Raw genomic sequence first — 19,902 nt, 5'->3', positions numbered from 1 at the left:
AGGGCCAGCCCTGGACCTCGGGTGCATCGACCGCGATGCGGTCGATGCAAAGGAACGCTGAGGCGCGTCCGCATCGGCCTCCCGTCCTCGATCGAGGCCCCGATCCCTCAGCCGCCCCGCACATGTGCGGCACCGAAAATCTGGCATGTCGGTTGCCTGGCGCGCCGCGCTCGCGAAGAATCGCGCGCGTCCTTTGGCACCACATTCCGGTGCAGCGCTTGTTTGAGGAGAAGACATGAGGAACATGAAGCAAATCCTGGTCGCTTTGGGGCTCGTGGCGTTCTTGGCCGGCTGCAGCGACGGCGGCAACGAGAACACGGGCGGCGCAGGCGGCGACGGCGGCAGCGGCGCCGCGGGCGGCCAAGGCGGCGCAGGTGGCGAAGGCGGCCAGGGCGGCCAGGGCGGCCAGGGCGGCCAGGGTGGCGCGGGCGGCGACGATCTGCAGGCCCTTTACAAGGCCGCCGTCACCGACGCCGCAACCCCGGAGGCGGACGAGATCTCCGACAAGCTCACGGAGATCCGCCCGGACAACGCCGAGCTCGTGCTCGACGCGAACGGCCGCGTGAAGATGGTCACCTGGACCTCGTACGCGGGCTACGACGCGCTCGTCGGCATGGAGACGACCGTGCCCGTGGAAGTGTGGGTCACGCCGGCGCCGAAGCTCGCGGAGTTCTGCAAGGCGACGGGCCTCAAGGGCGCCGCGCTCGACCTCCGGCTGGAGCAGCTCCTCGGCCTGCCCCCCGGGAACGGCAAGACCCGCGTCGTCGAGCTCTGGGTCCCGATGAACAGCATGTTCCGGCCCGCCCCCGACATGGAGATCGACGACAACGTCGCCCAGCTCGACTTCCCCGCCGGCACGCCGCAGACGCACATCGATTGGATCACCAACCTCCGCATGACCTCGTACGGGGACCCCGGGTACCCCTGGACCCAGCTCGGCTACACGTACGACTGGCTCCCGGGCGGCACGTCCGAGGTCGGCCTGAGCGAGTTCGTCATCAGCAAGGGGACGATGCTCGCCGTGGCGGACGTGAAGAGCCAGGAAGAGTACTGCACGCCGTGATCACACGGCGTTAGCCCCACGTCCGCAAGAAAAACAGCCCCACCACGATCACGACGAGCGCCACCGCGATCCCCCAGACGACGAGCGCTCGGCTCTCCCCGCGCGGCTTCGCCTTGGACGACACAGCCCGGCCCTCGCGCGGGGCGAGCACCTCGATCTCCCGCCGCCCCGACTTGTCCCCCGCCCCCGGCGGCACGTCCTTTTTCTCCCCGAGCACCCGCAGCCACTCGGCGAGCGCCCCGATCTCCCGCGTGATCTGATCGAGCTGCGTCTCCGTGTTGTCCGCGATCGTCCGCAACACGGCCGGCTCGGCCTCGCCCCGCTGCTCCTGCGCCTCGCGCAGAATCGCGCCGAGCAGCGACAGCCGCTCCAGCACCTCGCGCATCGGGGTCATCTTGTCGCGCAGGCTCGTCACCTTGCGGGCGAGGCCGTCGATCCGGCCGAGCGCGTCCTCCAGGTCGCGCAGCCGCTCCTGCTGGTAGGACGCGACGAACGCCTCCAGCGCCTTGCGCATGTCGTTCGCCGCGGAGAACCGCTCCTCGGCCTCGAACGCGAGCGCCTTGACGAGCACGTGGTAGAGCCCCTCCGGCATGAACGCCGGCCGCGCGGGCGGATCGTACAGCGTCTTGGCCCGCCGCTCGATGATCTCGTGCACGCGCCCGTCGGTCGTCGCGGGGTACGGCACCGAGCCCGTCGCGAGCTCCCACAAAACCGATCCGATCGCGTGCAGATCCGACGCGGCGCCCACCTTCTCGCCCGTCGACTGCTCCGGGCTCATGTACGCCGCCGTGCCCGCCGTCCCCGGCATGCCCACGAGCGAAAGAGAGTCGCTCTCGCCCTGCACCTGATCAAAGGCCCACAGGCCGAGATCGGTGATCTTCACGTCGTAGCCCTCGCGATCGGGCACGTACCGGACGAAGATGTTCGCGGGCGTGAGATCGCGGTGAACGATGCGGTGAAAGTGCATCTTGGCCGCGCCGCGCAGGACGGCGATGCCAATGCGGGCCACCTGCGCCGGCGGCAAACGGCGCTCGATCGCGGGCAGCGAGGCCACGACCTCCGCGAGCGTCTGCCAGGGGACGTACTCCAGCGCGAGGTAGGCCGGCGCGACGTCGTCGAAGCCGAGGACGTCCACGAAAAACTGCTTGTGCTGCGCGAGCATCTGCGCCGCGGCCACCTCGCGGCGGAACATCTCCTTGAGCGACGCCTCGAACTCCGGCAGGCCCTTCTGGATGACCTTCACCGCGACCCAAGGCCGATCCTTCGACGCTTGATCGTAGGCCCGGAACACCGCGCCCATGCCGCCGCGGCCGAGCAGTTCGACGAAGAGGAACCGGCCGCGCAGGACGTACGGCATCGCGGCCCAGCCCTCGACGGGGCGCGGACGCTCGCAGGCGCAGGAGAGCTGCGAGCCGTCGGTGAAGGTCCGCCAGCACTCGTCGCAGACGAAGAGCAGCGGCGCGGCGGCGGCCGGGGTCGCGGTCACGGAGGGCGGCGGGCCCTCGTAGAGGTGGGCGACGCCGGGGAGCGCCTCGTTGCGGAAAAAGGGCGATGACGGGGCGCGGGGCGAGAGCGACCGGGCGCGCACCGTGGGCGCGGGGAGGCTCTGCGAAGGGCTCACCACCACGCCGCTGTCGCTGTCCGCCGGCTTTCGATCGTCCTCGCCCTTGTCCGTCGTCACGCTCGGAGCGCCTCGGGGGGCGAGTATCTCTTGCCCGTCGGCAGAAAGCACGGCCGTTCTTCCCCCGCGCGCCGCGCGCCTGCGGTCGAGAGCATCGAACCGTTCGATGCTCTGCGAGATCGCGAAGCGAGCTCGCCTCGGGGGGTGTTCTAGGGACGCGCGAGCCGGAACGACGGATCGTATGCGGAGAGCGACGGGTACATGAGCGGCGCCGTCGTGTCCCAGGCGAGCAGCCGCTCGCGGTAGGCGGCGAGCATATGGGCGCGATCGGCCTCGGTGGAGCGCGCGGGCGCCCAGGCGACGAAGGACGGCAGCACGTCGAAGCCGACGTACCGGAAGACGCCCTGGTTCACGGGCGCGAGCAGCATGTTCATGTCGCCGGCGAGGCCGGTCTCCTCGTACATCGTCGCGGGCCCGCCCGTCGTGACGGAGGCCATGGCCCGCTTGCCGCGCATCGTGCCGTGGTCGTACCACCGGCCCCCGCCGTAGACGCGCTGGAACGCGAACACCCGATCGACCCAGCCCTTCAGGATCGCGGGCATCGAGAACCACCACATCGGGAACTGGAAGATCAAGGCGTCGCAGGCGAAAAGCTTGTCCATCTCGGCCTGGACCTCGACGGAAAAACCGTTCGTCTCGACGGCGTGGGCCTCCTCGACCTGCTGCTTGAAGACGGCGGGATCCTTGCGGCCCGTGAAGTTCTGCGGCCCCGAGACGGGCTCCCAGCCCATCGTGTAGAGATCCGACACGACGACGTCGTGCCCGCCGCCCTCGAACGTCTCGACGGCGACGCGCGTCAGGGCGGCGTTGAAGCTCTTCGGCTCGGGGTGCGCGTGAACGATGAACACCTTCATGGCGTGGCGCTCCTTCAAGAAAGACGGCGACCCCCCCCGGGGACGCCACCCGCATCGTATCAGCGGAAAAAGTCGAAGCTCGTCCCGAGCCCCTGGTCACGCGCGGCCGCATGCACGACCCGCGCGAGCGCGACGTCTTGCACGGCGAGCCCCGTCGAATCGAACACCGTGATCCGCGCGCCCTCGCGTCCCGGGCGCTTGCCCGCGAGCACCTCGCCGAGCGTCGCGTGGATCTGCTCGCGGCGGAGCTTGCCCGTTTCCAGGGGGACGTTCACTTCCCCGCTGTGCGTGGCCTGCTCCCAGTCGTCGATGACGACGCGGCCGTCGACGAGGATCGCGGGATCGAGCTCCTGCTTGCCGTGGGCATCCGCGCCGATCGCGTTGACGTGGGCGCCGTCCTTCACCCAGGCGCGTTTCACGACGGGCGCGCGCGCCGGCGTCGAGGCGTTCACCACGTCCGCGCCCGAGGCCTCTTCGAGCGACACCACGCGCCCACGCGCCTCCTCGGCGAACGTGCGCGCGGCGTGCTCGGAGACGTCGGCACAAAGCACCTCGAACGTGTCGCCGTAGACCGCGCGATGCGCTTCGAGCAGCGTACGCGCCTGCACGCCGCACCCGACGAACCCGACGGTCCTGGGCGCGCGCGCGGAAAGGTGCTTCGAGGCGATCGCGGCGGCGGCGCCGGTGCGCACGGCCGTGAGCAGCGTCGCATCCATGACGGCGAGCGGCAGCGCGGTCGCGGGATCGGAGAGGATGTACATGCCCATCACGGAGGGCAGATCGAAGCGCGCGGGGTTCTCCGGGTGGGAGTTCACCCACTTCACGCCCGCGGCGCCGTCCACGTACGCGGGCATGGCGCGCAGATCGCCGTGGTAGGCGTCGAGCTCCAGGTAGACCTCGGCGGCATGAGCGCGCGGCCCTCGCCGTGCGCGGTGAAAGCGGCCTCGACGGCGGCGATGGCGGCCTCCATCGAGAGGAGCTGTCGGACGTCGGAGCGCGAGAGGAGGATGGTTGCGTGCGGAGGCATGGGCAGGCCGGCGATATAGATCAGCGAGCGGCCTGCTTCCACCCGGCGCGGATCAAGGGACCGACCGGGCGGCGCGGGCGGCGCGCAGGTGCGCGAGGGCCCCGCCCCAGGCAACAAGCTGGTCGAGCATGCCGGACACCGTCTTCTCGTGGTGGTCCGCCGGCTTGAACGTCGTGTAGTTCTCGAAATCGGTGCGCAACGAGAGCGCGACCTGGTTGCGAACGTGAGCCACCTGGAGCTCGGACAGCACGAGGCGGAGCTGCTCGACGGCGCGCGTGCCGCCGGCGCTTCCATACGCGACGAACCCGGCGGCCTTGTCGTTCCATTCGCGATAGAGGAAATCGAGCGCGTTCTTCAGCGCGCCCGAGGGGCCGTGGTTGTATTCGGGCGTCACGAAGACATACGCGTCGAAGGAGGCGACCTTCGCGCTCCAGGCCTTCGTGTGGTCCTTCGTGTATTTGCCCGTCGACGGAGGGAAAGGCTCGTCGAGCAGCGGGAGGTTGTACTCCGCGAGGTCGACGAGCTCGAAGGTCGCGTCCGTGCGCTTTGCGGCGAGGTCGTACACCCAGCGGGCGACGGCTTCCGCTTTCCGACCGGGGCGCGTGCTGCCGATGACGATGGCGATTCGGATCATGCGGGGTGGATCTCCGGGGGTCGTGTCGTCGGAGGGTGACACGGATGGGGCGGTTTTGCGGGAGAATCCGCTGCCGCGGGCTCCATCGGTAGCTTGCCTGTCCCGCCCGGGTGCGGCTACCTTCCCCCGGACGAGCGAGCAGAGGAGCGTCGGGTGCCGGAGGACATGGCCGCGCTTTTACGGAGAGCCCTCGCGGGCGAGCGGGCCGCGGTCCGCGCGTTGATCGATGCGCTCGCGCCCGTCGTGCAGGCCCGCGTCGCCCGCATCCTGCTAAGGCGCCGCGCGCCCCAGCGCGATATCCGCCAGGAGACGGAGGACCTCGTCCAGGAGGTCCTCCTCGTTCTTTTCGCCGACGCCGCCCGCGCCTTGCGCCAATGGGAACCCGCGCGAGGGATGAGCCTCGCCAATTTCGTCGGCCTCATCGCGGAGCGCGAGGTCATCTCCATCCTGCGCAGCAAACGGCGCAGCCCCTGGACCGAAGAGCCGGTGCTCGACGAGGAGCTCGAAAAGCCCCACGACGAGCAGCCCTCGATGGAGCGGCTGTTCGAGGACCGTGAGGCCCTCGAGGCCCTGCTCGCGGCCATCCGCGCGCGGCTCGGGGACCGCGGAATGCTCCTCTTCCAATGGCTCGTCGTCGAAGGCCGGCCCGTCGAAGACATCTGCGCCGCGCTGGGCATGACCCCGGACGCCGTGTATGCCTGGAAGAGCCGCCTCGCCAAGCTCGTTCGCGAGGTCGCCAAGGATCTCGCGTCAGACCAGGACCTCCCGCCACGAATCCCATCGTCCAAGGTCAAGCCATGAAGGACGACGACCTCCTCGACGCCCTCGGGCGCGCCGCACGAAAAAACGACCTCCTCGCCGATCCGCGCTGGGATGCGCTCGCCCGCGGCGAGCTGTCCGACGAGGAGATCCAGAAGCTCGCCGAAGGCTCGGCTGCCACGCGAGACGCGGTCGAGGCCTTCCGCCCGCTCGGCGCGCAGGCGAACGCATGCCTCACCGAGCAGGCCCTCGTCGCCATCGGCGCGCAAAACCCCGGCGCGGCCCCCGCCGAGGTCGTCCGGATCCACCGCCCGCGTCGCGCGCTCCTCGCTCTCTTCGCCGCTTGCCTCACCGCCGCCGTCGCGTTCGTGTTGCTCTCACGAAACGACGCAGAGCCCCCGCTCCCGATGTACGCCCTCTCCGTCGAAGGCGGGGATCGATCCTTCCGCGCGGATGCGCCCTCCCCGGACGAACCCCGCCTCGCCCCCGGGTCCCGGCTCTCCCTCTCGATCCGGCCCGCCGCGGACGTGTTGGGCGTTGTCGAAGCGCGCGCCTATTCGATACGAGACGGCGTCGTCGCGCCTTGTCGCCCGCGCATCGAGATCGCAGCGACCGGCGCGATTCTCGTCACGGGCAGCCGCGAGGAGCTCTTCCCGGACATCGGGCCGGGCCGGCTGGAAATCGCGATTCTCGTGGGCCGGCCGGAGACGCTGCCAGAACACACGCCCGCGGCTTCCGAGCTCGCCCCCGAGGGCCCCACGCGGGCATTTCAGGTCCTGCGCGCCGCCGTTTGGCTCACGGACCCGAACGAAAAATGAGCGCGCGCGCATCCCGTTGGTTCGCGGCCCTTCTGTGCACCGCAGCCTGCGAGGACGCGCCCACCCCGCCCGACCCGCCTCCGCTTCGCGTCGAATTCGCCGGCTGCGCGGCCGTGCGCGAAGGCCCGGTCTGCGAGATTCTCGCCCCGAGCTCGCTGAAGTTCTGGGTCGAGACCCCCGAGGACGCCCATCTCTCCGCCGAGATCGACGGCGCGACGCGCGCCTTCACCACGGCGAGCGCGCAGGGAGGACGCCGCGTGACCGTGGACGCGCCCGCGGGCAGCCGGGAGGTCGCCCTTCGCGCCGCGCGCAATGGCGCGGCCGCGGTCTTTCGGCTTCGCCTCGAACCCCTCGTCACCTCGCCGGCCCTCGACGAGGCCGAGGCCCTGCGCCGCCGCGGGCAGCTCGACGAGGCCGAGGCGAAGCTCGCCCCGCTGCAATCGGATCCCTCCCGCGTCCTTCGCCTGGGCGCGCTCCGCAAACGCGCGCGCATCGAGAGCAAGCGCGGAGCCACACCCCACGCCGCCCGCCTGTTCGCCGAATCGCTCACGGAGGATCGCGCGCTCGGCCGTGTCTCCGACGAGCTGCACGACCGCTTTGCCCTCTTCCACATGCACCTTTATGCGGGACGCCGCTTCGCCGACGCGCGCGCTGCGCTCTCCGACGTCGAGCGCCTCGCGCGCGATTTCCCCGAGGGCCGCGTGATGGCTTCGTATTACGAGGGCCTGCTCGCGCGGGAGACCGGCGACCTGCGCGGCGCGCTCGGCGGCCTGCGCGCCTCGCAAAAGGCCGCTGCCCGGCTCGGCTTCGAGGCGCAACGCGTCGACGCGCTCGAAGTCGAAGCCAGCGTCCTCTCGCAGCTCGGCCGCCACCCCGATGCGCTCGCCGCCATGGACGAGGCGCGCAGCCGTTTGCCCGGAGACGCGAGCCCGTGCCGGCGCGCCGAATCCGACAACAACCTCGGCTGGGTCGCCCTGCGCACGGACGCGGACGGGCAAGGGCTGCGCGAGCCGGAGCCGCCGCTCCGCGCGGCGCTCGAAGCCTTCCGCAAGGAATGCCCGCGACCGGCGGAGGAAGCGAACGTCCTTCTGAACCTCGGCCTGTACGCGATGCATCGAGACCGCCCCGAGGAGGCGCGGGCCCACCTCGATGCAGCCCGGCGCGCCGCCCCCCGCGTGGATGCGCGCATCGAGGCTTGGGCCGCGGTGCTGGACGGCCGCATCGCCCTTGCCAAACCGGAGACGCGCACGGCCCTCGCGCCACACGAGCGAGCCCGCGCCATCGGACGCGCCGCGCTCCTTTCGGACGTGGAGCTCGAGGGCGCGCTCGGCCGCGCGCGGGCGCTCGAAGCGCTCGGCCGAACGGACGACGCCGAGCGCGCATATGCCGAGGCCGACGCGCTGCTCGACGTCGCGCTCCGGGCGGTCCCGCTCGGCGAAGGCCGCGAGACCTTCCTGCACGGCGCCGAGCTCGTCACGCGCCTGCGGGTCGATTTCCTCCTCGGGCGGGCCGAGAAGGCGGAGCGCAGCGCGCGCGACGTGTGGCTGCGAGAAGCGGCGCTCGCGGCCATGCGCGGCAAATCAAGGCTCTTGCGGGCGCTCGGGTGCGCGGCGTCTCCCTCGCAGACCCGCCGCGAGGCGCTCGATCGCTCCCTCGCCCGATATCACCAAGGGCGCGCCGCCCTCGAAGCGGAGCTCGCCGCGTTGTGGCGGCTGCCGGAAAACCGCCTCGACGCGGCGCTCCGCGCGCACGACACGCGCATCAAGGACCTGCGCGCCGCCCTCGACGACGCGCTCGCGCACCTTTGCCCGCACGACCGCGATGCAACGCGAGGTCCCTTCGTCCCGGCCCCTGGCGAGGTCACGCTCGTCCACCTGCCCACGCGCAGCGGGTGGACCGGCTTCGTGATCACGCCGGACGCGATCGTCGTCCATGACGCCGCGGGCGTTCGGCCCGACCTGCCGCCGTCCCGCCTCGCCGCGGCGCTGTTCGAGCCCTTCGCAGGCGCCCTTCGCGGCGCGTCGCGGCTGCGGCTGATCACGCATCCGTCGCTCGATCGGCTCGATCTGCACGCGCTGCCGTTCGACGGCGCTCCGCTCGGCGCGCGCCTGCCTGTCGTGCACGGCGCGGGATTCGACCGCCCGGAAAGGCCGCCTTCGGAGGGCCCGCTCGCGGCGCTCGTGGTCGCGGATCCACGCGGCAACCTGCCCGGCGCGCGCGAGGAGGCCCGCACGGTCGCCGCCGCGCTCCGCGCGCGGGGCGCCTCGGTCCTCTTGCTCGAAGGAGAGGCTGCCACGCACGCCGCCGTGGTCGCGGCGTTGACGGATCCGGCGACGCACCTGTTTCACTTCGCGGGTCACGGTCTCTACGAGGGTCGCGACGGCTGGGAGAGCGCCCTGCCGCTCGCCACGGGCGCGCTCGCCGTGGCGGACGTCCTCGCGCTCGCGCGGGTGCCGGAGCAGGTCGTGCTCTCGGGCTGCGACACGGGCCGGGCGGGGACGAGCGCCGCCTCCGAGGGCCTCGGGCTCGGGCAGGCCTTCGTCGTCGCCGGGGCGCGGGCCGTCGTCGCCGCGACGCGCCCCATCGAGGACAAGAAGACGCTGCCGTTCGTGCATGCCTTGTATGGCGACAGCAAAGGGCCGCTCGACCTGGTCGAGGCGCTCCACCGCGCCCGGCGCGCGGCGCACGAGGGGGATTCGCCGAGCGACGTGGCGAGCTTCCGTCTCCTCTCTCCTTGAACGATCTTTTTTCCGAAGCCGCGTCAGATCGCCGCTCCCCGCGGCGAAGACCCAGGATGCGCCCGAGGCGCATCCCGATGCTCATGTCCTCCCGACGCACCCTTCTCCGCCCGGGCCGAGGGCCCGGCGTCCTCTCGGCCCTCGCGTCTTTCGCGACCGGTCTCGTTTTTCTGACGAGCTGCTCTCCGGAGCCCCCGCCGCTCCTCTACGAATACGAAGGGCCCCCAGGGCTCTTGCCCATGGCGGGTGGGACGTCGACGCCCACGGCGGGATGCTCCGGCCTGCGCTGGGTGGGCCTGTCCACGACCGGCGCCTGCCCCCTCCCCCCACCGGATTGGGTCGGCGGGCCGGCCTTCGGCGTCCCCGCGGGCAGCCCCCCGTTGCCTCCGTACCTCGCGGATTATTGTCTTTATGCTTGGACCGCGCCCGGGTTGCCTGCGGCGGCGGACGTGAACAACCTCGCCGCCCAGCTCGCAGGCGCCGGCGTCCTCGGCCTGTCGGAGGATTGCGTCGTGGTCGGGCCGCTCGCGGACGGTTGGTCCGAGGCGTCGCGCGATTGGCTGCACGCCGAATACCTGTCGCGGATGGGCAGCTTGGGTCCGCTCACGTTCGGGCTCAAGCAGCCGGCCCAAGTGCGCATCGCGCTGCTCGACTCCTCTCCCGACGACGCGACGGGGAACATCCCGCTCGGCACGCTCGACCATGGATATCTGCTCGGCTGGATCGCCAAAGACCTCGCCTGCCCTGCGGGTGGCCATTGCGCGGCGCGCGTCACGACCGAGCTCGCCCTTCCACGGATCGACGCAGAGAAGGCGGACTTCACGAACGGGGGCCTGGTCGGCACCCGGCTCGACCTGGCCCGCGCGATCGTCATGGCCGTCGAGCGGTGGAAGAAGGACCGGGCCGATCACCTCCTCCTCGGCGCCGGCGTCGATCATCCGCGCCTCGTCCTCAACCTCAGCGTCGGCTGGGAGCCCGCGCTCGGCTGCGACAAGAACCCCGCGTCGAATGCGGCCTCGGCGTCGGTCTACGACGCCCTGGTCCACGCCCATTGCCATGGCGCCGCCGTCGTCGCCGCCGCGGGCAACGATCGGGGCGGCCCGAGCCCTCCCCATGGATTGGTCTGTCCAGCCGCCTGGACGGTCGATGGCGCGCCGGCCTCCGGGACGTGCGCGTCCCTCGAAGGAGCTGGTTATACGAATGCCTTCTCCGGCGGCCTTTTGCTGTTTCCGCCGGGCCGCGAGCCTCCTCTGCTCCATGCCGTGGGCGGGCTGGATTATGCGAATCGACCCATTGCTCGGACGAGGCCCGAAGGCATGCCGCCCCTCGCCGCGCTCGCGCTCCAGGGCGTCGCCGGGGACCCGTCGCGGCCCTCCCCCACGCCGCGCACGGGCACCTCGCTCGGCGCGGCGGCGGTATCGGCGATCGCCGCGACGGCATGGGCCTACCGGCCGAGCCTCTCCGCGGGGGAGCTCCTGGAGCTCGTGTATGCATCGGGCGAACGGACCAACCTCCTCGCGGACGTGCGTTCACCGGCGGAGGTGAAACGTGCATCGCTGTGCGCCGCGCTCGCGGCGGTCTGCTCGCTCGGCAATGACTCCGCGTGTCCGCCGGGCCTCGTCTGCGCGCCCCTCGCACCCCAAGGGGACCAGAACCCGCCATTGTTCCCGGGCGGGCTTGCGCTCCTCGACGCGGCGTTCGAGGACGCGCCCGTGCTCGTGGCGCCCCCGCCGGGCGGCACTGCGCCGGGCGAGCTGGTTCCGAGCCTCGCCATCCCCCCCTGGGTGCGCCCGCAACCCGATAGCCCGCCCTGCGGCTCGTGTGTGATTCATTTCGGCTCCGTCCACGACCCGGCCTGGCTCACGGTGGCGCTCGATTCGCGTTATGGCCGGGAGCTCACGGACATGAGCCTGATCCTCTCCGGCGTGAACCCCGCGGGGACGCCTGCGCGGATCACGATAGGCCCGCTCGGGCCGGGGCAAATGAACGGCATGACCGGGCCCTTCCGTGTGACCGGGATCAATCGCTCCTCGCTCGCGCGCGTGAGCTCGGCGGTGCTCTCGTGGCAATCCACGGACCCGCTGACGGGCGAGGTGGGATCCGTGAGCGAGCAGATTTTGATTTCCGAGTGACGACCCGGACCAGGGCCTGAGCATTGGGGGCCGCCTCGCTGGGGCGTTGCCCCAGGCCCCAGCAGGGGCTGTCCGCCCCTGCACCCGGACCAGCCAGGGGCTGGACCCAGGCTCGATGAGCTGCGCTCCGCGCAGCCCATCGAACAGGCCCGGTCAAGACCGGCAACGACCCTGCCAACCAAGACAGCCGCGCTGCTGGTTCGGCTGGCAACCCGGCTTCTTCGTCGGCCTGTTTGAAAAACTGCGCGGAGCGCAGTTTTTCAACCCTCGGTCCAGGCTGTGCCTGGTCCGGGGTCGAGGGGGCGGACAGCCCCCCGCGGGGTCCGGGGCGGCGCCCCGGCGCGGCGGCCTGCGCGAAGGCTCAGGGACTCCCGCAGACCTCGTTCGAGTCCACGCTGTCCACCCCGCCCGCCTTGCATTGCGCGCGATAGCAATAGACCACCGCGGGCGAATAGGCGCCGTCGTCGTGTTGCTCGATCGTGCTGCCTCCGAGCGTGTAGACGAGCGAGAACGCCCCGCCGTTCTCGTTGCGGAAAAGGAGGATCTTGTCGCAGCCCGCCGCGGTCCACGTGACGTGCAGCGCGTCGCCCATCGGGATGACCTGGTCGAGCACGGGCGGCAGCGGCATGGGGGGCGCGTCGTAATCGCGGGGCCACACCAATCGACCCGGCGCGCCCTCTGTGCCCTGCTCGGTATGGCATTTGTTGCAATCCCCGTCGGTCTGGGGCCCGGTCATGGATCGCGTGACCCCATTCGCGACGAGCCGCGCCGAATAAGGGACCGGCACGCCCGCCACGACGGCGCTCGACATGAAGTTGCCCGCGGCATTCGGCAGGAGCGTCATCGTCACCTTGCCCGTCGTGTCGAGGATCTCGACCTTCGCGCCGGGCGGTGGCGGGCTCATGCAAAGGTCCTTCTCGTGGAACGCGGGAAAGACCGTGCCCATGAAGAAGTAATTGAAATCCGAGGCCTGGGTCTTGTGACACGCGCGGCAGGCGAGGCCCGGGTTCATCTGGGCCGTCGCCGTTGCGGCCGGATCCCAGGTCTTGCCGCTCGCGCACGTGGTCTCCGCCGGTTTGTCGGGAATGGCCCCGCACGACCCCGCCGGCATGCCCGCGGCCACCCATTGCTCGAACACCGCCACCTGCTTCGCAGACGCGGGAGGTTCGGACAAAGGCGGCATCGGCGCCGCCGCCAGGTGCATTCGTTCGAGGCTCCGTTCCCCGACGGTCTTGCTGGAGTCCCCCGCGAGCGCGAGGAAATCGTGCCGCGTGACGAGGGGCATGGGCGCCCCGGCCGCGACAGGGGACGCGTGGCAGCTCACGCAGATCTCTTCGAGGACCTCACGCACGTCGCAGGGAAGCTCGTTGGGCCCCAGGTCGACGCCACTGTCGGGCGCCTGCCCCGTCGACGACGCACCGGAAGGGTCCTCACCCGAAGGAGGGCCGCCCGACGAGCAACCGAACGCGAAACCCACGAGGAGAGAAAGAAAGGAGAGAGCCGTTTCCCGGGCGCGCATGCGCGGGAGTATCACCGACGGCGCGCCGCTCGGCCATGCGGCGGATTGTCGCATGGCACGCGGCGGTCCGTGTCATTGAGGAAGCGCGAGGCCAGGCGGAATGTACTCGCAGGGCAACGTCCCGCTCGGCGGCCTCGGTAGGCCATCCACCTCGTCGAGACACGACACGAGCGCCGTAGGCTCCCCGCCGCCCGCGCCGCCGCTCCCGCTGGAGGAGCTGGAGGAGGACGCGCCGCCGCCGGAGCCGCTCGAAGAGGAGGTGCTCGTATTCTGCGAGGGCTCGTCGGAGCACCCCCACAGACAGGCCACCGCAGTGGCCAGGAAGAGCCAACGTTTCATCACAGCCCCCTTCCGGCTAGTAACGAACCCAGATTTCGTCGTTCGCCTTCACGCCGTCCGCGGACAGCAGGTTGACGCCCTGCGTGCCCTTGATGAGGTCGACGGTGGCGTCATTGAAGCTGTAGGCATCGGAGCCGCGCCAGACGATGAGCGCGTCCTTGAAAAAGAGGCTCAAGTCCGGGATGTCGGCGGGCACGGTGTACTTGTTCCAGCCCGGGAGGTGATCCGGGACGATGGCCTGCGTGGCGGCGGGCTCGCCCGTCTCGCCGGGCAGGGCGACCCATTCGGCGTACGAGAGGGTCGCGTCAGCGGCGCGGCAGACCTGATGAATCTTGTAATAGATCGAGGTGAACGGCGCCGCGGGCAGCTTCGCGCGGAAGGCGATCTTGTAATAGTTCGTGTCCTTGGGGAGGGCGTCCGCTTCGTCCTTCTGCCACGTCACGCTCGTCACGAGCGCGGTGTCGACGGCGTCATAGGTGAGCGAGGTCTTGCCGAAATCGCTCTCCATGGGGCGCACGGAGGTCATGCCCTTGGGGATGTCGACGGTGAGCGCATAGGTGTCCGACCCCTCGCAGCCGTGGCCGACGCCGAGCTCGATGACGATGGTCTTTCCGGCGACGGCCGTCGGGGCCACCGCGGCGATATGGGCCTGCGCAGAGGCGCTCACAGCGAGCACGCCCGCAATGGCCAGCGAGCTGAGAACCTTGTTCTTCATTTCCATGGGCTCCTTCGATAGCGGAGGCCGAGGACTAGCATGACGGGCATAGGGCGACGGTGCGTCACGATGTCGCATGGACGCCTCCCGCTTCTTGTTCTACGAGGGGCGCCGTGCTCGATCGATCTCGGAATTCCAAGGCGGATCGTTTTGCGTTCGCCGCGCTCGCGCTCGTGCTGGGGATGACGGGCTGTTCACGCCGCGACGAGGGGGCCCCGGAGCCTGCGCCGAAGCCGGTTGCCTCTGCGGCGCCGCAGACGACGTCGGCTCCGGGGAAGCACGAAAAGGCCGCGGCAGCAAATGACGCGGAGCCGCAGCCCGATTTCATCAAGCATCCACCGGTGCATCTGAAGCCTCCGTGTGCGAGCACGAGCGCGGCGGCGGCCAACGACGGCGGCAATCGTTGCGTCACGCTGACCCTGCGTTGCGCCGAACTCGACGGCGGCGAGTCCGTGTGGCTGGCGACGAGCCCGCCGATCGCAAAGGTGAAATTGCCCGAAGGCGCGAAGGGGCTCCGGGTCAGCGCCGAGGACGAGGTCTCGGCGACGGTCTGCTGCAAGGCACCGGCCGCCGAAAAAGGGCCCGTCCAGGCGCAGCTCCGGCTCTTCACGGACGAAGTGGCCGGCTCGACGCACGCGTTCGAATGCCCTTGAGGGCCGTCAGGGGGGAGCGCAGGGGGACGGCGTCCTCGCTTCCGCGTCTCCAAACGTCCTGAGCCCTTCGCGTCATCGTTGCTCGCGGGTCTCCGAACGTTCGAACACCCTCGCGTCACGGTTGCGCGTGCCGGTTCGAACGTTCGAACACCCTCGCGTCACCCTCGCTCGCGGGTCTCCAAACGTTCGAACACCCGCGCGTCACCCTCGCTTCTGCCTCTCGAAACGTTCGATCCCCTTCGCGTCACCGTCGCTTGCGGGTCTCCGAACGTTTGGAGACCCTCGCGTCACGTTCTCTCGACCCCCTTCGAACGTTCGAACACCCTCGCGCGTCGAAAACCTGCGCGCGAGAACACAGGCATGCGCAGAGGGACATGGTAGGCTCCGCGCCGTGAGCCCTCCGGAGCCTTCGCGCAGCCTCGCCGTCTCGTCGCGCGCCCTCGAGCACCCGGCCAGGACGCTCGACGATGCCGTGCGGCTCTGCGACCCGTTCACGCCGCTGCATCCGAAGGAGGACGAGGACCTTCGCCAGGACCTCCAGAACGTCCGCGGCGGCGACCGCCTGGCGCTCGTCGCGCGGAGCATCCGGCGGGCGGGCGGCGTCCCCACGCTGCACCTCCTGAGCGGCCATCTCGGCAGCGGCAAGACGACCGAGCTGCTTCGCATGCAGCGGCGCCTCGCGTCCGCGGAGGGCGGCGGCTCGCCGGTCGCGACCCTCTTCCTCGACGCCGACCACATGCTCGACCGCACGAGCGTCGACCTCGAGGACATCCTGCTCGCGCTCTGGAGCCTCGTGTACGAACAGCACCCCGCGGCGGCCGCGAAGGTGCTCGTGCCGCTCTGGAAGAAGCAGATCGGCGATAGCCTGGGCACGGTCGTCAAGAACCTGCCGAGCGGCATTCCCCAGGCGATCCAGAAGGCGCTCGATTACATCCGCGTCCAGGGCGTCGAGCAAAAGCAGGTGGTGCGCGCCTCCCTCGCGTCCGTCGTCCCCGCGCTCATCGAGGGCTTGAACCAGGCGTTCCAGACGATCCGCGAGACGCCGCCGTTCGACACGTCGGAGCCGCTCGTGGTCCTCATCGACAACCTCGAAAAGCTCTCCGAGGGCCAGCGCGCGGGCGTGGAGCGGCTTTACCTCGACCGCCTCGTCGCGCTGAAGGGGCTCGACGCGCACCTCGTGCTGACGGTGCCGCTGTATCTCTGTTATGCGGCGGCCGGAGCGGGCCTCATCGGGCTGTACGGGGGCAAGGTCGTCGTGCTGCCGATGATCGAGGTCGGCAAGCGCGTGGCCGAGGGCGGCGGCGACAACCTCCTCGGCCTGCGCGCGATGGTGGAGCTCTTGCAACGCCGGGTGCGATTCGATCTCCTGTTCGAGGAAGGCGACCAGGCGGCGCTGCGGATCGCGCGGGCCTCGGGCGGATGCATCCGGCATGCGCTTCGCATCGTGCTCGACGCGGTGAACGAGCACGACGATCCCCCGGTGACGGCGGCCTCGGTGAACCGCTCGATGGCGGGCGTGCAGGCTGATTTCGAGCGCGCGTTGCCCGAGCCCTACGTGCCCGTCCTGAAGCACGTGGCGCATACGAATCGATTCCCGGACGATTGCAAGGAAGACGTGAAGCGCGATCTCTTGCGGCACCTCTTCGTGCTCGAATACCAGAACGGGGATCCGGAGCCCTGGTGGGCCGTGCATCCGCTGGTCGTGACATGCCGGAAGTTCCGCGAGCACCCCTGACCCGCCCGGGGCCGCTCGCGCGGCTCACGGAGGAATCGGAGCACGGCCTCGACGTGCTCCGGCGGGGGCTGCGGCGGGCGAGCTCGTTTGCGTTGTTCGTGGTGCTGGCATCGGATGCGGCGCGGGCGGAGGTGCTCTGGCGGCTCCAGGAATGGAGCGGCCAGGAGGGGCTCCCGCCATTGACGTTTTTTCCGTGGGGCGCGGAGGCCGCGGAGGCCGTGGACGCGTTCCTCCTGGCGTCGGACCGGACGAAGCCGCTGGCGGGGGCGGTGGTGCCTTATGCCGAGGTCTTGCTCGACGAGAAAGGCGGAGAGGCGCTCCGGTCGCTGAACATGGCGCGCGACGTGCTCGGGCGGCTGATTGCGGGGCCGCTGGTGCTCGTGTTGCCGGAGGCGAGGGCGGGCGAATTCGCGCGCGGGGCGGACGATTTGTGGGATGTCCGGGCGGGGACGACGGCCGTGGAGGCGGAGGCGGTGGCGGTAGCGGCAGCGGAGGCGGACGCGGTGGCGGTGGCGGAACTGGGAACGGGTGCGGTAGCGGAAGCGGAAGTGCTGCGTCTACGAGAGATCGAGGCATCGGGGGAAGTGGCGCCGGGGGCGCTGGCCGATGCGTGGCTGAACGTTGCAACGGCGTTCCTTCGAGCGCATGCATTCGAAGAGGCGATGAGCGCTACGGAGACAGCCGAACAGCACGCGCGGGGCGTCGGATACACGACTGGAGTGATCCAAGCGTTGGGTATCCGGGCGGCTGTGTTCCAATCGATCGGCCTGCCGGAGCAGAGCGTGCGTGTGTCGAGGGAAGCCCTCGCGCTGTCCACGGCCGCGGGCCTCTGGTGGATCACGGCAGCAAGCCGTTTGAGGCTGGGAAAAGCACTCCATGCCATGGGCGCCCTGGAAGAGGCGCTGGTGCACCTGCGAGGAGCCCTCAAGGACTTCGAGGCGCTCGGTATGCAGCAAGGGCAGGCGCTCGCTCTCGATGAAATCGCTGATACTCATCGGGCTCGCGGCCAGCTCGACGAGGCCCTGCGCATCCGACGAGACGAAGAACTCCCCCACTACGCGCGTACCGGTGACGTGCGAGGCCTCGTCGTCGGCCGCGCTGAGTTCGCGTTGACCCTCCTCGCCCGCAACGCCCCCGGGGACCGAGAGGAAGCCGCCCGATTCCTCCTCCTCGCGCATGCGGACGCCGAGCGCTTTCAACTGCCCGAAGCAGAGCACATCCGCAAAGTCCAGCAGGAGCACGGTCTTCCCACCGAGGACCCCCCTCCCCGCCCGTAGCAAGCCCCTCCTCCTCCCGCCGAGCCCGGCGCCGCCCTGCATGACCGCGGTGTAATCCTCGGACCGGGTCTGCGTCAGCGGGTGCGAGGGTTGCGACCCCGCGGCGGCCACGCGATGAACCGGGGCCCCGCATCCCTGCGAGATCGCACGGAAAGGAGCTTGGAGTCACCGCATGAAGACCACGCTGGGCCTGCTCGTCCTGCTCTTCGCGTCCGCTTGCAGCGGGCCGGAGGTCCCTTCGGCCTTCCAGCCCGGCTCGCCCGCATCCCCCGCGGCGCCCCCGGCGCCCCGTCCCCCCGTCGCGGCGGTCCTCACGGCCTCGGATCCGCTGGAGGCTGGCGTCTGCGTGCCCGGCAAGCCCTGCGTCCTTCCCGACGCCCAAGGCACCTCCGAGGGCAAGGACGAGCACCCGCACGGACACCACGGGGGCCACGACCACGGACATCACGGCGGCCACAACGGCCACGGCGGCCACAACCATTGACCGGGTGAACCTGCCATGACGACAAGACCTTTCTTTTCGTTCTCCGCGCTGGCGCTCGCCCTGGGCCTGTCCGCCGGCTGCGCGAGCGCGTCGCTCCCCCAGCACGTGGGCGAGGTGAACGACATCTTCACCGCGCGAAACCGGCGTGATCTCGCCGTCTCCGTGCCCGGGGAGGACGAAGACTGGGAAAAAACCGCGGCGGAGGTGCCGAAGCTCCTCGGAAAACCCCTCGACGCCGACGGCGCCGTGCGGATCGCGCTCGCGCAGAACCGCGAATTGCGCGCGGCGTTTTACGAGATCGGCATCGCCCGCGGCCGGTTCGTGCAGGCTGGACTGCCCCCGAACCCCGAGATCGATCTCAGCGTCCGGCGCCCGAACGATCCCACGCAGCCGCTCCAGCTCGACATCGGGATCGAATACAACCTCAGCGGGCTTTTGATCCTCCCGCTCCGCAAAGGCGTCGCCGAAGCCGAGCTCGCCGCCGAGCGGCTCCGCGTCGCAGGGCAGGTCCTCGATATGGCCTACACCACCCGGGCTGCGTTTTACACGGTGCAGGCGCGCCAGCAGGAGCTCGACCTCCGCGACCGCGCGCTGAAAGCGTTTCAGGCAGGTTTTGCCGCGGCCGAGGAGCTTTCTCGGGTCGGCAATCTCCCGGATGTGGATCTCGCCACCCAGCGGGCCGCGGTGGAGTCGGCGCGCGTCGACGTCGCGGAGGCGGAGAACCGCCTGCTCGACGCGCGGGAAACCCTGAATGTGGCGCTGGGGCTGTCCGGCGAGCAGACACGCTGGAGCATTGAAGCGAGGCTCCCGGATCCGCCGGCCGAGGCGCTCGTGTTCGAGCGGGTCGAGGAGCGCGCCGTCGCGTCGAGCTTCGAGCTTCAGGAGCTCGACGCGCGCATGCGTGTCGCCTCGAAGCGCGCCGGGCTCGCGCGGACCGAGGGCAACCTCCCGCATATCTCGGGCGGCTTCCACGGCGAGCGGGACGCTTCCGTGTGGGAGATCGGCGGCCACGTCACCGTGGGGCTGCCGATCTTCGATCGCAACCAGGGCACGGTTCTGAGCGCTCGTTCCGAGTTCGGCGCGCAGCGCGAGCGATATCTGGCGACCGCCACGGCGCTCCGCGCGACCGTGCGCACCGCGCAAAACCGCGTCGAATCCACGGGGCGGCGCGCGCGCCATTACCGCGAGGTCGTCCTGCCCGCGCGGGAAAAAGCCCTCGCGGAGACGGTGCTCCAGTACAACGCGATGCAGGTCAGCGTCTTTCAGGTCCTCGACAGCCAGCGCCAGGTCACGCAGACCGGCCTCACCTACGTCGAGACGCTCCTCGAGTACTGGAATGCGCGCGCCGCGCTCGACCAGATCCTCGCCGGCCGCCACCGCGGCCTCGCGCTCGGCCCCGCCGGCGCACCACGAACGAACCTCCCCTCGGGCGGCGACAGCGCCGCGGCCGGGCATTGACGGGAAGGAAGAGACA

General features: G+C 70.5%; 18 protein-coding genes. 10 read left to right on the top strand and 8 right to left on the bottom strand.

The genetic code is table 11. The features are described 5' to 3' along the window. Nucleotides 1-244: 244 nt before the first annotated feature. Nucleotides 245-1,063: a membrane lipoprotein lipid attachment site-containing protein gene (locus tag POL67_RS22485; protein ID WP_271920300.1), complete on the top strand. Its 819-nt coding sequence runs from the start codon at nucleotides 245-247 to the stop codon at nucleotides 1,061-1,063. Nucleotides 1,064-1,073: 10 nt separating this feature from the next. On the opposite strand, the gene POL67_RS22480 is transcribed toward POL67_RS22485, so the two are convergent. The 5 genes from POL67_RS22480 to POL67_RS22465 form a co-directional block, all read right to left on the bottom strand. Next, a complete protein-coding gene (locus POL67_RS22480; RefSeq protein ID WP_271920298.1) occupies nucleotides 1,074-2,744 on the bottom strand; it encodes a protein kinase domain-containing protein in 1,671 nt (556 codons plus the stop codon). A 149-nt stretch (nucleotides 2,745-2,893) separates the two neighbouring features. Further along, the gene (locus POL67_RS22475; protein ID WP_271920296.1) at nucleotides 2,894-3,598 is read right to left on the bottom strand and encodes an NAD(P)H-dependent oxidoreductase; all 705 of its coding nucleotides are present in this window, start codon (nucleotides 3,596-3,598) and stop codon (nucleotides 2,894-2,896) included. 59 nt (nucleotides 3,599-3,657) lie between these two features. Then, nucleotides 3,658-4,488, bottom strand: coding sequence for an ornithine cyclodeaminase family protein (locus POL67_RS22470; RefSeq protein ID WP_276076668.1), 831 nt, complete (start codon nucleotides 4,486-4,488; stop codon nucleotides 3,658-3,660). Continuing rightward, entirely contained in the window at nucleotides 4,419-4,625 is a 207-nt protein-coding gene (locus POL67_RS54540) for a hypothetical protein (protein ID WP_276075890.1), read from the bottom strand. Before POL67_RS54540 ends, POL67_RS22470 begins: the two co-directional genes overlap by 70 nt. Before the next feature lie 52 nt (nucleotides 4,626-4,677). Then, on the bottom strand, nucleotides 4,678-5,259 hold the full coding sequence (locus POL67_RS22465; RefSeq protein WP_271920294.1) for an NADPH-dependent FMN reductase: 582 nt from the start codon (nucleotides 5,257-5,259) through the stop codon (nucleotides 4,678-4,680). Nucleotides 5,260-5,412: 153 nt separating this feature from the next. Here POL67_RS22465 and POL67_RS22460 point away from each other — a divergent pair, with 153 nt between their 5' ends. The 4 genes from POL67_RS22460 (at nucleotide 5,413) to POL67_RS22445 (ending at nucleotide 11,706) form a co-directional block, all read left to right on the top strand. Then, on the top strand, nucleotides 5,413-6,060 hold the full coding sequence (locus POL67_RS22460) for an RNA polymerase sigma factor (RefSeq protein ID WP_271920292.1): 648 nt from the start codon (nucleotides 5,413-5,415) through the stop codon (nucleotides 6,058-6,060). Further along, nucleotides 6,057-6,836, top strand: coding sequence for a hypothetical protein (locus POL67_RS22455; RefSeq protein WP_271920291.1), 780 nt, complete (start codon nucleotides 6,057-6,059; stop codon nucleotides 6,834-6,836). The genes POL67_RS22460 and POL67_RS22455 overlap by 4 nt, the downstream gene beginning before the upstream one ends. Then, complete coding sequence (locus POL67_RS22450) at nucleotides 6,833-9,574, top strand: CHAT domain-containing protein (RefSeq protein WP_271920289.1); 2,742 nt, start codon at nucleotides 6,833-6,835, stop codon at nucleotides 9,572-9,574. The genes POL67_RS22455 and POL67_RS22450 overlap by 4 nt, the downstream gene beginning before the upstream one ends. An 83-nt stretch (nucleotides 9,575-9,657) precedes the next feature. After that, a complete protein-coding gene (locus tag POL67_RS22445) occupies nucleotides 9,658-11,706 on the top strand; it encodes a S8 family serine peptidase (RefSeq protein WP_271920287.1) in 2,049 nt (682 codons plus the stop codon). Nucleotides 11,707-12,067: 361 nt separating this feature from the next. Here POL67_RS22445 and POL67_RS22440 read toward each other — a convergent pair whose 3' ends face one another. From POL67_RS22440 to POL67_RS22430, 3 genes are all read right to left on the bottom strand, one after another. Beyond that, complete coding sequence (locus POL67_RS22440; RefSeq protein WP_271920285.1) at nucleotides 12,068-13,225, bottom strand: hypothetical protein; 1,158 nt, start codon at nucleotides 13,223-13,225, stop codon at nucleotides 12,068-12,070. A 72-nt stretch (nucleotides 13,226-13,297) separates the two neighbouring features. After that, nucleotides 13,298-13,564 carry a hypothetical protein gene (locus POL67_RS22435; protein ID WP_271920283.1) on the bottom strand — a complete coding sequence of 89 codons (267 nt, stop codon included), beginning with the start codon at nucleotides 13,562-13,564 and terminating at the stop codon, nucleotides 13,298-13,300. A 16-nt stretch (nucleotides 13,565-13,580) separates the two neighbouring features. Then, the gene (locus tag POL67_RS22430; protein ID WP_271920281.1) at nucleotides 13,581-14,279 is read right to left on the bottom strand and encodes a DUF1775 domain-containing protein; all 699 of its coding nucleotides are present in this window, start codon (nucleotides 14,277-14,279) and stop codon (nucleotides 13,581-13,583) included. Nucleotides 14,280-14,392: 113 nt separating this feature from the next. Between POL67_RS22430 and POL67_RS22425 the strand changes: the two genes are divergently transcribed. The 5 genes from POL67_RS22425 to POL67_RS22405 all read left to right on the top strand — a co-directional run bounded on the left by POL67_RS22425 (nucleotide 14,393) and on the right by POL67_RS22405 (nucleotide 19,886). After that, nucleotides 14,393-14,932 (top strand): hypothetical protein, encoded by a 540-nt coding sequence (locus POL67_RS22425; protein WP_271920279.1) that lies wholly within the window; start codon nucleotides 14,393-14,395, stop codon nucleotides 14,930-14,932. Between the two features lie 391 nt (nucleotides 14,933-15,323). Continuing rightward, the gene (locus tag POL67_RS22420) at nucleotides 15,324-16,667 is read left to right on the top strand and encodes a hypothetical protein (protein ID WP_271920277.1); all 1,344 of its coding nucleotides are present in this window, start codon (nucleotides 15,324-15,326) and stop codon (nucleotides 16,665-16,667) included. Beyond that, nucleotides 16,640-17,944 (top strand): tetratricopeptide repeat protein, encoded by a 1,305-nt coding sequence (locus tag POL67_RS22415; RefSeq protein WP_271920275.1) that lies wholly within the window; start codon nucleotides 16,640-16,642, stop codon nucleotides 17,942-17,944. Before POL67_RS22420 ends, POL67_RS22415 begins: the two co-directional genes overlap by 28 nt. A gap of 172 nt (nucleotides 17,945-18,116) precedes the next feature. Continuing rightward, on the top strand, nucleotides 18,117-18,428 hold the full coding sequence (locus POL67_RS22410; protein ID WP_271920273.1) for a hypothetical protein: 312 nt from the start codon (nucleotides 18,117-18,119) through the stop codon (nucleotides 18,426-18,428). A gap of 15 nt (nucleotides 18,429-18,443) precedes the next feature. After that, a complete protein-coding gene (locus POL67_RS22405) occupies nucleotides 18,444-19,886 on the top strand; it encodes a TolC family protein (RefSeq protein WP_271920271.1) in 1,443 nt (480 codons plus the stop codon). The last annotated feature ends 16 nt before the right edge of the window (nucleotides 19,887-19,902 follow it).

Source organism: Polyangium mundeleinium (assembly GCF_028369105.1).
GTDB lineage: Bacteria > Myxococcota_A > Polyangia > Polyangiales > Polyangiaceae > Polyangium > Polyangium mundeleinium.
This window is presented reverse-complemented; position numbering and strand designations above follow the sequence as displayed.

What these genes read in the sequence shown, in the direction of transcription:
- POL67_RS22485 (WP_271920300.1), top strand. Translation starts at nt 245, where the DNA reads ATGAAGCAAATCCTGGTCGCTTTGGGGCTCGTGGCGTTCTTGGCCGGC.
- POL67_RS22475 (WP_271920296.1), bottom strand. Translation starts at nt 3,598, where the DNA reads ATGAAGGTGTTCATCGTTCACGCGCACCCCGAGCCGAAGAGCTTCAAC.
- POL67_RS54540 (WP_276075890.1), bottom strand. Translation starts at nt 4,625, where the DNA reads ATGCCTCCGCACGCAACCATCCTCCTCTCGCGCTCCGACGTCCGACAG.
- POL67_RS22465 (WP_271920294.1), bottom strand. Translation starts at nt 5,259, where the DNA reads ATGATCCGAATCGCCATCGTCATCGGCAGCACGCGCCCCGGTCGGAAA.
- POL67_RS22455 (WP_271920291.1), top strand. Translation starts at nt 6,057, where the DNA reads ATGAAGGACGACGACCTCCTCGACGCCCTCGGGCGCGCCGCACGAAAA.
- POL67_RS22450 (WP_271920289.1), top strand. Translation starts at nt 6,833, where the DNA reads ATGAGCGCGCGCGCATCCCGTTGGTTCGCGGCCCTTCTGTGCACCGCA.
- POL67_RS22445 (WP_271920287.1), top strand. Translation starts at nt 9,658, where the DNA reads ATGTCCTCCCGACGCACCCTTCTCCGCCCGGGCCGAGGGCCCGGCGTC.
- POL67_RS22440 (WP_271920285.1), bottom strand. Translation starts at nt 13,225, where the DNA reads ATGCGCGCCCGGGAAACGGCTCTCTCCTTTCTTTCTCTCCTCGTGGGT.
- POL67_RS22435 (WP_271920283.1), bottom strand. Translation starts at nt 13,564, where the DNA reads ATGAAACGTTGGCTCTTCCTGGCCACTGCGGTGGCCTGTCTGTGGGGG.
- POL67_RS22430 (WP_271920281.1), bottom strand. Translation starts at nt 14,279, where the DNA reads ATGAAGAACAAGGTTCTCAGCTCGCTGGCCATTGCGGGCGTGCTCGCT.
- POL67_RS22415 (WP_271920275.1), top strand. Translation starts at nt 16,640, where the DNA reads ATGCCGGAAGTTCCGCGAGCACCCCTGACCCGCCCGGGGCCGCTCGCG.
- POL67_RS22410 (WP_271920273.1), top strand. Translation starts at nt 18,117, where the DNA reads ATGAAGACCACGCTGGGCCTGCTCGTCCTGCTCTTCGCGTCCGCTTGC.
- POL67_RS22405 (WP_271920271.1), top strand. Translation starts at nt 18,444, where the DNA reads ATGACGACAAGACCTTTCTTTTCGTTCTCCGCGCTGGCGCTCGCCCTG.